10 protein-coding genes and 1 pseudogene are annotated in these 13,689 nt (G+C 45.4%); all 11 read left to right on the forward strand.

Annotation, left to right across the window (positions count from 1 at the left end; genetic code table 11):
• The first annotated feature begins 250 nt into the window (after positions 1-250).
• The 11 genes and pseudogenes from GJU82_RS01260 to GJU82_RS01305 all read left to right on the forward strand — a co-directional run bounded on the left by GJU82_RS01260 (position 251) and on the right by GJU82_RS01305 (position 13,678).
• Positions 251-1,237 (forward strand): FecR family protein, encoded by a 987-nt coding sequence (locus tag GJU82_RS01260; RefSeq protein ID WP_153630491.1) that lies wholly within the window; start codon positions 251-253, stop codon positions 1,235-1,237.
• A 212-nt stretch (positions 1,238-1,449) separates the two neighbouring features.
• Entirely contained in the window at positions 1,450-4,662 is a 3,213-nt protein-coding gene (locus GJU82_RS01265) for a TonB-dependent receptor (protein WP_194830928.1), read from the forward strand.
• Positions 4,663-4,863: 201 nt separating this feature from the next.
• Positions 4,864-6,345 (forward strand): RagB/SusD family nutrient uptake outer membrane protein, encoded by a 1,482-nt coding sequence (locus tag GJU82_RS01270; RefSeq protein WP_194830929.1) that lies wholly within the window; start codon positions 4,864-4,866, stop codon positions 6,343-6,345.
• Between the two features lie 757 nt (positions 6,346-7,102).
• Positions 7,103-8,059 carry an IS110 family transposase gene (locus tag GJU82_RS01275; RefSeq protein WP_228488516.1) on the forward strand — a complete coding sequence of 319 codons (957 nt, stop codon included), beginning with the start codon at positions 7,103-7,105 and terminating at the stop codon, positions 8,057-8,059.
• Positions 8,056-8,346: a hypothetical protein gene (locus tag GJU82_RS17300; protein ID WP_228488517.1), complete on the forward strand. Its 291-nt coding sequence runs from the start codon at positions 8,056-8,058 to the stop codon at positions 8,344-8,346. Before GJU82_RS01275 ends, GJU82_RS17300 begins: the two co-directional genes overlap by 4 nt.
• Positions 8,347-8,641: 295 nt before the next feature.
• Complete coding sequence (locus GJU82_RS01280) at positions 8,642-10,501, forward strand: alpha-amylase family glycosyl hydrolase (protein WP_153630494.1); 1,860 nt, start codon at positions 8,642-8,644, stop codon at positions 10,499-10,501.
• A gap of 187 nt (positions 10,502-10,688) precedes the next feature.
• Entirely contained in the window at positions 10,689-11,195 is a 507-nt protein-coding gene (locus GJU82_RS01285; protein WP_153630495.1) for a transposase, read from the forward strand.
• A gap of 31 nt (positions 11,196-11,226) precedes the next feature.
• Positions 11,227-11,658, forward strand: a complete 432-nt coding sequence (locus GJU82_RS01290; RefSeq protein WP_153630496.1) for a hypothetical protein — start codon at positions 11,227-11,229, stop codon at positions 11,656-11,658.
• A 24-nt stretch (positions 11,659-11,682) separates the two neighbouring features.
• Positions 11,683-11,865: pseudogene (locus tag GJU82_RS17820) on the forward strand (transposase); the annotation flags it as partial.
• A gap of 276 nt (positions 11,866-12,141) precedes the next feature.
• Positions 12,142-12,654 (forward strand): family 43 glycosylhydrolase, encoded by a 513-nt coding sequence (locus tag GJU82_RS01300; RefSeq protein WP_228488518.1) that lies wholly within the window; start codon positions 12,142-12,144, stop codon positions 12,652-12,654.
• A gap of 442 nt (positions 12,655-13,096) precedes the next feature.
• Positions 13,097-13,678 carry a TetR/AcrR family transcriptional regulator gene (locus tag GJU82_RS01305; protein WP_194830930.1) on the forward strand — a complete coding sequence of 194 codons (582 nt, stop codon included), beginning with the start codon at positions 13,097-13,099 and terminating at the stop codon, positions 13,676-13,678.
• Positions 13,679-13,689 lie beyond the last annotated feature (11 nt).

The following is a 13,689-nucleotide window of genomic DNA, read 5'->3' on the forward strand; positions in this document are numbered from 1 at the left end:
TTATCGGTATTAACATTAATCAATAAAAGGCAGGAATCTATGAAGACAGCCTTGTATTATTGTTTTTTCCCCATCTGGAAATGCACGAAACCAGACATTTAACTATTGTTCTCGCGGAAGTTTGCAGAGGAGAATTTTCTTGTTTTGGGTAAGTATGAATGAATAAATATATAGAAATTAAAAAAAATGTTAAAAATTGGTGGGGGTTTTGTCTGACCTAAGCGTTTAAACATATGTAAAGGGAAATATTGTGAAGAAATTTTTTCAAAAATATCTGGAAAACCGGTGTGGGGAGGATGAGTTCAACCTGTTTGTCGACTTAATTACAAAGCAGGGAAATGAAAAAGAATTGTCGGTTAACATGAAAGAGGATTGGAACACTATGCCGTTGCATGATGAAGCCCCGGATTTATCAGATACGTTGCATCAGATTCACTATCAGATCAACAGTCAGGAAGTGCCGCTTTCGAGATCCCGAAAGATGATGACTTACCTGGTGCGGCTTGCAGCGGTCTTGTTCATTCCATTGGCCGTTACATACTTCTTTCAGGTATATAAAGGAAGAAATGCGTCCGCTGTTTATCAGACCGTTTCAACCCCATTGGCATCGAAGACATCATTCCAGTTACCAGACGGATCTACTGTATGGTTAAATTCAGGTTCATCTCTTAGATTCCCTGCAAAATTTGTTGGTGGAAAAAGACTTGTCGAATTGATGGGAGAAGCCTATTTCGACGTGGCAAAAAACGGCGACCCTTTTACGGTAAAAACATCCCGGTTTGATGTAAATGTAATGGGAACAGCTTTTGACGTTATGGCTTACAGAAATGAAATACCTGTAGTAACACTGGAACGGGGAAAAGTAATGTTGGAAACACATTCCGGGGCTCGTGATTTTCTAACTCCCGGAGAACAGGCACATATCGATACGCTGCAAGAATCGATCACCCTAAGTAAGGTGGATACCCGCATATTTTCTGCTTGGATTCACGATCGGCTTATCTTTCAGAACGAACCATTATCGACAGTTGTTAAACGCCTGGAACGTTGGTATAATGTGAATATTCACGTGGACGATCCTTCTTTAATGGATCTCAGGTTGACAGCAAATATTGAATTTGAGTCCATTCGGGAGATTATGGAATTGATGGAAATTACACTTCCGGTCAAATATGCTTACAATAAAGATGCAAGAAAACTAACTATTTATAGAAAAAGCACCAGTACCAATAAATAACTGATAAATAAATTGCCTATGAAGTAAATTCCCAGAAAATAATAACCACGCGGGGAAGTGGTTGGTAAAAATAGGTGGAAAAGCCGCGAACTTTTCCACCTGTTTGAAAAATAATTGTTGAAAATTATTCATTTAAACATTTCAAACCTATGAAAAAAAAGAGACTGAAGGAAGTCCCTTTAGGATATTTCTTTGTTAAACTTTTAATACGTATGAAACTGAGCTTTCTCATACTTTGCTTGTCGGCTTTCTCAGTTTTAGCCTCCGAAACCTACGCGCAATCAACCAAGTTATCCTTGTCCGTCAAGAATGAAACCATCGGACAGGTCCTGAAGAAAATTGAAAATCAAAGTGAATTTCGGTTTTTCTATTCAGATAATATACAGACGGATAAAAAGGTTACTGTCGACATACGGGATCGGAATATTCAGGATATCCTGAATGAAATTCTGAGTGGCACGGACATTCAATACCGAATTATTGGTCGGCAGGTCGCCCTGTTTCACGAGAACGAGGGCGAACCCCAGATTCCGGTTAACCAGTCAAAAGTAATAACTGGAAAGGTAACCAGTGAGGATGGAGAACCTATTCCCGGAACTACAATTCTCGTTAAAGGGACAACGAATGGAACCATTACGGATGTTGATGGGAATTATACATTGAAGATTAAACCAGATGTTAAGACGTTGGTTTTCTCATTTGTAGGAATGAAAACCAGAGAGGTTAATGTAGGTGATAATAATGTTATCAACGTTCGAATGGAAGAAGCATCCATTGGATTAGATGAAGTTGTGGCAATTGGGTACGGAAGCCTCAAAAAAGCGGATGTTACCGGGTCGGTCAATCGTATGATGAGGGACAATTTCAATCCCGGGCCTGTCACCAATCCCCTGCAGCAACTTCAGGGACGCATGACGGGGGTCAACATCTCGCAGGTGGGTTCAGATCCTAATCAGGCACCCACCATACGCATACGGGGTATCAATTCACTGGCCGGAGGCAACGATCCCCTGGTGGTAGTGGATGGAGTGCAGGGTGGCCCGGAACTGTTGCAAACATTGTCGCCCTTCGATATTGCCTCCTTCGATGTCCTCAAAGATGCCTCGTCATCGGCCATCTACGGATCCCGTGGGGCGGCAGGTGTAGTGATCGTCACCACCAGAAGTGGTAAGGCGGGCAAAATGCAGCTGGAAATCAACAGTGTAAGTTCACTGGAGACTGTATCCGGAAAGCCGGATCTGATGAATGCTGCTCAATGGCGCAACTATGTGGATCAAAGCGGCATCAGCGCTTCTGATTACGGAGCCGACACCAATTGGTTCGATGAGATTACACGCAACGGCCATATTCTGGATAACAACATAGCCATTACGGGAGGAACCGAACAGCTCAGCTACAGAGCTTCTCTCAGCTACATCAGCCAGGAAGGCCTTCTGCTGGAGTCAGGTTCCGACAGGCTTACAGGTTCTCTGAAGGTTCATCAGAAAAATCTCAATGGTCGCTTGCAGACCACGCTTCACCTCAATGTTAATGCCACCAAAGCAGATTTTGTAGCAACCGACGATTACGATGACATCAACATGGCACTGGTGGCTGCTTATCAACGCAGACCGGTAGAACCGGTGGTCAACAGCAACGGGAGCTGGTTTTACGATTCCAGCATCTGGGGATATGTCAACCCGGTGGCGCTACTGAAGGAGACCCGCAACCAAGGCGCCATGGACAGTTATTTCGGAAGCATCAGATCGGAATACAACCTTTGGGAGGATATGAAACTGGGGGTGTTTGCTTCCAAACGTAAGCACAACAACACCTATGGTTATTATCAGCCGGGCGATCTCTTTGGCACCAATGGCTATACCTATCATGGGTTTGCCCAAAAAAGTCAGGCCTCTCTCCACGAGGAACTGCTCGACCTGACACTCAACTACAAGAAGACGCTGAAGCACCATCGCATCGCATTTACCGGGGTGTATGAGTGGCAGCAGTCCACCAACGAAGGTTTTAAAGCCATCGGCCGTGATTTCATCTCCGACATCAACGGGTACAACAATCTGGGGAATGGCAACATCGGGGATGTACAAAGTGGTGATATCTCTTCTTTTAAAGACGAAAGCACCCTGATATCGTACCTAGCCCGCCTGAATTATGCGTATAGTGACAAATACCTGCTTACCCTGAACATTCGTCATGATGGCTCGTCCAAGCTGGGGAAAAGCAACAAGTGGGGTACCTTCCCTTCGGCTTCGGTGGCCTGGCGCATCTCGCAGGAGCCATTCCTGAGCAGTTCCACCAACATAAACGATCTGAAGCTGCGGCTGGGGTATGGCGAAACAGGCAACCAGGGCGGACTGGTTCCTTACCAGTCATTGAGATTGCTGGCATCGCAGGGATCTACACTCTTCAACGGCCAATCCGTTACCCTCTACGGAACCTCACAAAACGAAAATAAAGATCTCAAATGGGAGGTTAAAAAAATGGTCAACATAGGACTGGATTTCTATCTGTTCAAAAACCGGCTTATGGGCTCCATCGACTATTACAATGGCCATACCGACAATATGCTGTACGAATATGCCGTTCCGGTACCTCCCTTCTATACCAATACGCTTTGGGCCAACATTGGGGAGATGACCAACAAAGGCTTCGAATGCTCGCTGGAATACCTGCCAGTAAAAACCGAAAATACCTCTTGGTCGGTAGAAATCAACTTCTCCAAAAATGAGAACAAAATAAAATCACTCAGTGGCACCCTCAACGGCAATGAACTTTCCACTGACCTGGTGCCTTATGGCTATGTCGACGGAAGGGCGGTCTCTTTTCTCAAGGTGGGCGACCCGGTAGGTATCTTCTATGTTTACAAACATGCAGGAGTCGACGATCAGGGAAATGAAATCCTTGCCGATCTCAACAACGACGGCAGCGTCACCATCGACAACCGCTCCCCCGACAGGTACAATGCCGGAAATCCACAACCTGATTTCACTTATGGTATCAACACCTCTTTCCGCCACAAAAACTTCGACGCCATGCTGGTATTCACCGGGTCACAGGGCAACGAAATCTACAACGGCACCTGGAGCCGCCTCAACCGGCTGGGAGAGATCGGCATACTCAATATGGTGCCCGAAGCGGTGGATAACGGTTTTAAGGTGATGTCTGACTTCTCGGATTTCTGGATACAGGACGGATCTTTCTTCCGGCTCTCCAACCTTACCCTGGGATACAATATCCCTGTCAGAAACGAGACCATATCCCGCTTTCGTCTCTCCTTCACAGCCAACAATCTTTTTGTCATCACCGGCTATAAAGGCACCGACCCCGAGATTCAATCTGACGGAGCTGCCGGCTTTGGCATAGACGATTTCAATCTCTATCCCAGGGCCAGAAGCTTTGCCTTTGGGGTAAACCTCACGATTAAATAGCGTCCGGCTATAAAGTCGGGAAAGTATGTTAGTAATCATGTGTCTGTTCAGAAGGTGTCATTTCCAAGGCTTTCGAAGTCCGAAAATACGGAGTTTACCTTTCGTAAATGAGTAGTTCTCGGACAAGTGTAACGCAGTAAATGGCACTTTATGGACAGAAATTATGATCACATCTGTAAAACCAATAAAAAAATAAAAGTCATGAACAAATACCTAATATATTTCAGCATATTATTCCTTCTGCTACCGGCGTGTAGCGATCTGGACGAAAAGGTTTACGACCAGATAGAGGCCGATCGCTTCTACACCACCAACGAGCAGATCACCAACGCCCTGGCCCGGATATATGCCCAACTGCGCAGCGAAGCCAACCACCAAGGGTATGCCGGCGAAAAGGGTTGGTACGACCTCAATGAAGTCAGCACCGACGAACTGATGATTCCCGCCCGTGGCGCCTCTTGGCAGGACGGCGGTGTGTGGATGCAGCTGTATCGCCATAACTGGACACCCTCGCACAGCTTCCTGGGTGGTACCTGGGAGTGGCTCTATCAGGCCATCATCGATTGCAACACAGCACTCGAGGTGTTCAATTCCAACCAGTCCGGCGAACAATACATTGCAGAAGCCCGGGTGTTACGCAGCTTCTTCTATTTCCTGCTCCTCGATGGCTGGGGAAATGTTCCGATAATCACCGATCGCTCCACTCCCCTTTCGGAAATATCGCAAAGCAAACGCAGCGAAGTATTCGCGTTTGTCGAAAAAGAACTCCGCGAAAGTGTTCCCTTGCTGGGCGATGCTAAAGAAAACCTCTACGGTAGGTTTAACCAGGCTGCCGGATATACCCTGCTGGCCAAACTCTATCTGAATGCAGGGGTTTACACCGGCACTAATCACTGGGCCGATGCTCTGGAGGCTTGCAACAAAGTGGAAGAACTGGGATACGATCTTCACAACGATTACTTCGCACTTTTCGGGGATGAATGTCCCACCGACGAAGTCATGCTGGCTATCCCCATTGATCCCGTGCTGGCTCCCAAAATGATTTATGAATTCCGCACGCTGGCCTACGAGCATGGTCAGGCTTATGGCATCAACTCATGGAACGGGGCTTGTGTTCATGAGAATTTTCTGCAGAAATATGCCGATGGGGACATCCGAAAAAACCAGTGGATCTACGGTGAACCAGTGGTGGTAAACGGTCAGGTGGTAAAAAACGGTAACGGCCAGGACCTGGTGTACCAACCCTCCATCGCAAGCCTGGAAAATGCCGGAACTTACGAAGGAGCACGCAATCTCAAATTTTCCTTTGAGCGAGCCCCCTACAATGGCAACAGCGGTGGCAACGACTTTCCCGTTTTTCGTTTTGCCGATGTATTGCTGATGCGGGCGGAGTGTCTATTACACCTGGGCAATGAGTTACAGGCAGTGACAGACCTGAACAGGGTGCGTCAAAGGGCCGGAATGCCTCCCTTTTCAGGAACTCTGACGCCCCAGGAGCTGCTGGATGAGCGGGCACGCGAACTGTGCTGGGAAGGGTGGCGCCGCCAGGATCTGATCCGGTTTGGCAAATTCGGGACAGCACACGATTTTATGCCTGGAAGCGATAGCCATTTCGAGCTGTTCCCCATTCCCGAAACCACCTTGGCCAACAATCCCAATCTAACCCAAAACAAAGGTTACTAGGGTAAGGTGTGAGCTGATGAGCCAAGAGTCACAGCGCATGCCCCGATGAGTGGTGGAGCACGAAAACCGGGAAGGTTGAGTGAATAAGAGAAGGCCAACCTAGTTTGATTCTGCCTTTTCAATTCTCCAACCTCCGGGTGCTCCGCTCACCACTCATTTCCCGGACACGCTTGCACGTGCTCTGTTCAATGATATCGACCATGCAATAATAAAAGAATTAGGTTCATTATAATAATGCGTACCTATTAGATACTTAGAAAAGATCATAATCGAAAAAAAACATGGAAAAAGCAAACAAATATACCTAACTGGCAAGCCCCACTTTGGGAGTCGATTCTCATATAAATAGTACATCTATAAATATTTGGCTCCCTTCGGGGTCAGGCCTTTAAATTTAAGGGAAACGGAGCCTGAAGGGCTCCTGTGTTTATAGTAGTTCGCCCTAAATATAGAATATCGATGCTGAAGGTGTCGTATGTTTTAGTTATTGCAAGACATCTCTTATTGAATGAACAAATTTTATTATGAATGTAAGTACGCATCTTCATGATGAACCAAAAATCAATATGAAACAAGCATGACAAGGGAATCACCAAAGAACATGTATAATATTCTTTCATGCGAATTCTCCCGAAGTTTCGGTAACCAATAACTTAGATAAATTTTATACATATGAAACCTCCATGACGCGAAACGACGTCCAAGCGAATGAAAATATCTGTTCCTCCGCTGTATCTTTGTTAAAAAACGAATTCAGATGGAGTCACAAGTATCATTCAGTCAGGTTGTATCCAGGGGATGCGGCATTGACGTTCACAAGAAGACTGTAGTCGCCACCATAGATGGCGAGGGACTGAGGAAGGAGACCCGCGAATACGGAACCTTCACGCGTTCATTGACAGAACTGAGAGACTGGTTATTGGAGAAAGGCATTACGCATATAGCCATGGAGAGCACAGGGGTTTACTGGAAGCCGGTGTACCATGTGCTGGAGCCAACGGGGATAAAGGTTTGGATCGTGAATGCCCGCCATATCAAGTATGTACCGGGGCACAAAACGGACAAACAGGACAGTGCATGGATTTGCAAACTGCTTTTGGCCGGGTTGTTAAAACCCAGCTACATTCCGGCCCGGGAACAGCGGGAGTTACGGGATCTGACCCGTTACCGCACAAAGATGATCCAGCATATCGCCTCGGAGAAAAACCGGATTATCCGGGTCCTGGAGGATTGCAATGTGAAGCTTTCCAGTGTACTGAGCAATACCCAGGGGGTTGTTGGCACGAAACTGATCGGCAAGCTGTGTGAAGGGAAGAACATTACCATGGCCGACATTGATGAGGTTTACCACCGGAAGCTGGAAGCGAGTAAGGAAGATCTTTATGAAGCCTGCCAGGGACTATTGACCGGTCATCACATCTACCTGCTTCAGACTATTCAAAAAGACATTGCCTCTACGGAGACAGTTATTGAAAGTCTGAACACAAGAATCAGGGATATGCTGAAGGACTACGAGAATGTGGTGGAAAACCTGAGAGCTGTCCCGGGGTTGAGTACCAAGACGGCGGAAGATCTGGTGGCCGAGATCGGACTGGATATGAGTGTCTTTCCGACGGAGAAACACCTGGCTTCCTGGGCGGGGATGTGTCCGGGCAACAATGAGAGTGCTGGTAAAAAAAAAGCGGGCGCACCAGCCACGGGAACAAACAGGTGAAAACGGTATTAACTGAAGTAGCCTGGGCGGCGGTTCGCACCAAAGACACCTTTTACAACGCCAGATATCACCGGTTGGCAGCAAGACGAGGCAAAAAACGAGCCATCATCGCAGTAGGACATTCGATCCTGAAGTCTGTCTACCATGTATTGAGCGACGGAGTGGTGTACCGGGAACTGGGTGCTTCTTTTGTCAATAGCAGGCAGGAACAAAAGCGTAAAGTTTACCTGAAAAAAGAACTGGAGAAACTGGGGTATAATGTGCAGCTTCTCAAACCCGCCGGCTAAACCGACAAATAAAGCAATATAAAGGTCGATCTTTACTGGCAGCCGTTGTCCTGGGACAACAATTAAGCCGCGTATGAAACTGGCCTCAACTGCTAAGCGGCCAAGACTGTGACATAAGAGCACGTGTATGAAATTTTAAACTTCTTAGCAGTTGTAAAAAAATAAAAGCCGATCCAATAACCGCATTCATTGGTTAATGAGTGCTCTCTTTTGTTTTGTCCAAACACTAAGATTAAAAACAAATTATTCTGAATATCAGATAATTATAAAAACATTACTTGCTAAAAATTTACGTATGAAATACAAAACGATCACTTTTCTTTTACTCATGTTCCTGACCCTTTCCTGTGCCCACAGCGAGAACAACAGCGTTCAACGCATAGATCCTCCATACTGGTGGACAGGGATGTACAATCCCCACCTCCAGCTGATGGTGTATGGCAAAAACATTTCCGGTAGCTCCGTATCCATCGATTACCCCGGAGTAACATTACAGCAAGTTCACCGCATGGATAATGCCAATTACCTCTTTCTGGATATTACCATCCGGCCTGTCACACCGGCAGGTACCCTTCCCATCAATTTCGGAGACTATACTTTTAACTACCACTTATACCCAAACCCCCGGCAGCAGGGAAGAAACCAGGGAATAAGTTCTGAAGATCTGGTTTACCTCATCATGCCAGACCGTTTTGCCAACGGATGTCCGCAAAACGACGTCATTCCCTCTATGCAGGAGACTGCTCTTAGCCGGGATTCCATGTATTACCGGCATGGGGGCGACCTGCAGGGCATTATCGATCATCTCGACGATATTGAGGATCTGGGTGTCACCACTATCTGGCTTACCCCCGAAGTGGAGAATGATCAACCTGTGACTTCGTATCACGGCTATTCCGTGACCAATCATTACCGAATTGATCCCCGTTTGGGGTCCAACCGGCTCTATGAGCAGTATGTGAGCCTCTGTCATCAAAAAGGGATCAAAGTCATCAAGGATGTGGTGCTTAATCACATTGGGAGTGAGCACTGGATGCTCAAAGACCTCCCGATGGATGACTGGCTCAACGATCCCGTAAAATATCCGCAAAGCACCTACAATTGCGAACCGGTAATGGATCCTTATGCAGCACAAAAAGACCGGCAGGCCACGCTGAAAGGATGGATTCATCACTCCATGCCCGATCTGAACAACGACAATGAGTTTGTTCAGAAATACCTGACGCAAAACACCATCTGGTGGCTCGCCTTTGCAGGTATTGACGGGATTCGGGTAGACACCTATTTCTACAACAATACTCAATTTTTGGCACATTGGGCCTCCCGGGTTAAAGAAGAGTTTCCGGGAGTGACCATCCTTGCCGAAACATGGGTGAACGGCATGGCCAAACAGGCCTATTTCAGCGGAGGAAACACCGTCAACCGGGGCCTCGACACCCACATCGACGGCATCACCGATTTCCGGTTGCGTGAAGCCATTATAACCATGTTGAACCAGTCGCCCGATCAGTGGAAAAACAAACTTACACCCAATGTGGCCATGAACCCTGTGTATGCCACCCTGGCCGGAGATTTTATCTATCAGTCTCCCTCCTGCAATCTGGCATTTCTGGACAATCATGATCTGAGCCGGATTTCATCGATTCTGGGAGAAGATGTGAAAAAGCTCAAAACCGCACTCACCGTGCTGCTCACTACCAACCGAATACCCCAGATATATTATGGCACCGAAATAGGAATGACGGGTTTCTGTTCACCCGACGGACTGGTACGAGGCGACTTTCCAGGAGGATGGCCCGGTGATAAAGAAAACAAGTTCGCCCGGGAAGGCCGTAACAATCAGGAAAATGAGATTTACAATTTCCTAAAACGATTGGCCAATTACCGTAAAAAATCTGATGCTCTGAAAAAGGGAAAAATGATGCAATACTTCCCAACCAACAATATTTATGTCTATTTCCGTTATACCGACACTCAGACAGTTATGGTGGTGGTCAATTCCAACAACCATGAAATCATCCTCAATGCTGATGATTATTCGGAAAGGACACAATCAGCCTCCACTGCCATGAATGTAATAACAGGTACTGCCATCAAAAACCTGAACCGCATTCCGGTGCCGGCCAATGAAGCAGCCGTTTTTCAACTGGAATAAGTAATCGTCCGGTTATCGGCCGCAAGCAGGCCAGCTATTGAAAGATGAGCTAATTAGGGTTTGCTGATTTTCTTTAAATTCACATATAATCCATTGATTATCAACATTGATTTGTTGATATTTTCAAGGTTCATGATTGGTGTAAATGCACGGTTTTGTATAAATTGGGTTCAAAATCCTTGCAGATATGATTGATTACACGCCACAAAGCCAATTAAGTTTGAATATGTTCAAGCACCCTTTTGAGCGGGAGTTGGACAAGGAAAACCGATGGGTGAAATTAGCTTCATTGGTTCCCTGGGATTCACTTGCAGCCGTTTATAGCCGGAAGCTCGATGCGGGCTCCGGGCGTAAAAGTGTAAACATCCGCACGGTGATAGCGGCCTTGATTGTCAAGCACAAGCTTGGCCTGGATGACCGGGGCACCATAGAAATGATACAGGAAAACATTTACCTGCAATACTTTTGCGGGCTGCCGTGTTTTACCACCCAACCGGTTTTTGATGCCAGCCTGTTTGTCGATATCCGCAAAAGGTTGGGAGGCGATGAGTTTGAAGCTTTCAACCAACGATCATCGAAGCATCCGAACAGGTTAAACCGCCCCAGCCCCGCATTAAAAGAAAACAAAGAAGCATATCCGCCGGGGCATCAGGGGACAGCTTCAATACATTTCCCGCGATATAAAAGTAGTTGACAGCTTGTTATTAAAACCCGGGCGGTCGGAATTGCTTGAAAAACGCGATAGAGAACTAATGGAAACCATCCGGAAAGTTTACAACCAGCAAAAATTGATGTATGAGAATAGAACCCATCAATGCCAGGACCGCATTGTGAACCTTTTCCAGCCCCATGTGCGTCCGATTGTCCGGGGAAAAGACAAAGCAAAAACCGAATTTGGGGCGAAAATCAACATCAGTGAGGTGAACGGGTCCTGCCGGATAGACCGGTTCAGCTGGGATGCCTATAATGAAAGTACAGATGTAAAAATGCAGGTAGAAAATTTTAAACAAACCTATGGCTGCTATCCCAGGGTATTCCTTGGGGACCAGATTTTCCTGACAAGGGAAAACCGCAAATACCTGAAAGAAAAAGGGGTTAAGATCTATGGTAAGCCCCTGGGGGGGCCACCGAAAAATGACAGCCAAACTGCCAGTTAGAAATACCGCGACAAAAAAGAAGCGGCCAAGCGAAACCACGTTGAAGGCAAGTTTGGACAAGGCAAACGGGGCTACGGGCTCAACAACATCATGGCCAGGCTTCCTGAAACGTCCGAATCATGGGCCAATGCGATACTTTTTGTCATGAACCTTTTGCTCATTCCAATATCGAACTCGTGCGGCACGCAGAAAATCAGCAGACCCTAGGTAAAAAAACTGTTCGGCAAGAATATGTTTTACCTGTTACTATATGGATACCTTGCAAGCACCAAAATAAGTCTTTGTGAACTGGAAGATATATATAACTCCCAAAAGTTTAAATTCCTTTTCAACATTGACCAGCAAAATCAGATTCGCTACAACTCTCTTTCGGACCGGCTATTGTAAAAAAGGATAACCATTATTTCCTGTTTTTTGCTGCTAATGACATTCAGAGCGACGATCAGGAGGGAGGCATTGGAATTGGCATTTCTGATCGACCGAATGGACCGTATAAAGATTATCTGGTATTATCTGATTTACGGTGGATGGGGACATTGCAATATCGCACGGCTGAAGGATGATTTTACCGGCTTTCTGCCTTTTAAGGATGGGACCGATTTCAACGAGATAACACCTGAGGGCTACCTCGAGGGACCTAATATGTTTGCTCGTCACGGAAAGTATTACTTTATGTGGTCCGAAGGCGGTTGGGGCGGACCAAATTACCGGGTAGCCTATGCCATGGCTGATTCTCCTTTCGGACCTTTTAAGCGAATTGGAGTAATACTGAAACAAGATCCCTATGTAGCAACCGGCGCAACCCGGCCAATACCAGCCAAGCCCCGGGGCTTTCTTCCCGGACTTGTTGATATAACTTGGGTCAAATGCTATTACAAACCGACTGCCACCATGCAAAAGGGTGAGTTCTTTGTTGAAATCCAGCCAGGGGAAAGGTTTTTCAAATTGTTGTCGGTATCTTTGTTCTTTGAAGTCTCCGAAACGGCCGAGCTGTAAAAAGTTAACACGCCCTTTGATGGAAAGCAAAAGGATAACAACTTCGCAGAAAAAGTCTTTCCTGCATTTGTTAAAAACTGATATTATATTTAATATTCTGATAATTAATGAATTATAATTATTGTATCTCCTGGTAGTTATTCTATAACAGATTTGTGGTAAAATCCATTAACATACTTATTATCAGGAATTTATGTAAATATCTTGATAGATTATTTTGCTCATTTTCAAATAGTTATCTACATTTTTAACGAAGTATTGTCATTATCAGTTGTATAACAAATCACATGAAAATGTGTTTAAACAGACTGGAAATGGAGAGTTGGGTTACCAGAATGTGAAAAAATAAATCCTTCGTAAATTTTTCGGGAAATGTTTGGATGGTATTTTTATTATTTATTTTTTCACTACCAAAAAACAAATTTGGTCGAAAAGCATGTCAATGTCAAAAGATGAAATTGTAAAAGCTGAAATACTGGAACAAGCACAAAAGTTGTTTCAGCAGTTTGGACTGAAAAAGACCACCATGGACGAGATTGCTATTGCCTGTGGAAAAGCGAAGAGCACACTGTATCATTATTTTAAGGGCAAGGAGGAAGTTTTTGATGCGGTCCTTCATATGGAAGTCATTAATCTCAGACAGCATGTGAAAGATAAGGTGGAAGAGTACAAGAAAATGCTGGACAAACTCCAAGCTTATGTGATTGAGTTCAATTTAGGAATTATTCAAAAGACTAATCTTTATTATATTGTAAAACAAGATAGTATGTTCGAAGCGAGAGCGAAAAAGCATTTCTTTCAAATGCTTGACTTTGAAAAATTGTACATTATGCGAATTTTGGAAGATGGTTATGATTCAGGAGAATACCGTGGTGTTGAACGGGAGGATATTCCCTGTATTGCGGAACTGTTCCTGGCAGCATTTTACGGTGTGGTACAATATTCAGTTGAGCGGGATGGGACATTTGATGAAGAAAAATTAACCAAAGCAGCTCTGCTTTTTGTCCCTAAGCTTTTCAGCTAATTTTTTTATTG

The organism is Prolixibacter sp. SD074 (assembly GCF_009617895.1).
Taxonomy (GTDB): Bacteria; Bacteroidota; Bacteroidia; order Bacteroidales; family Prolixibacteraceae; genus Prolixibacter.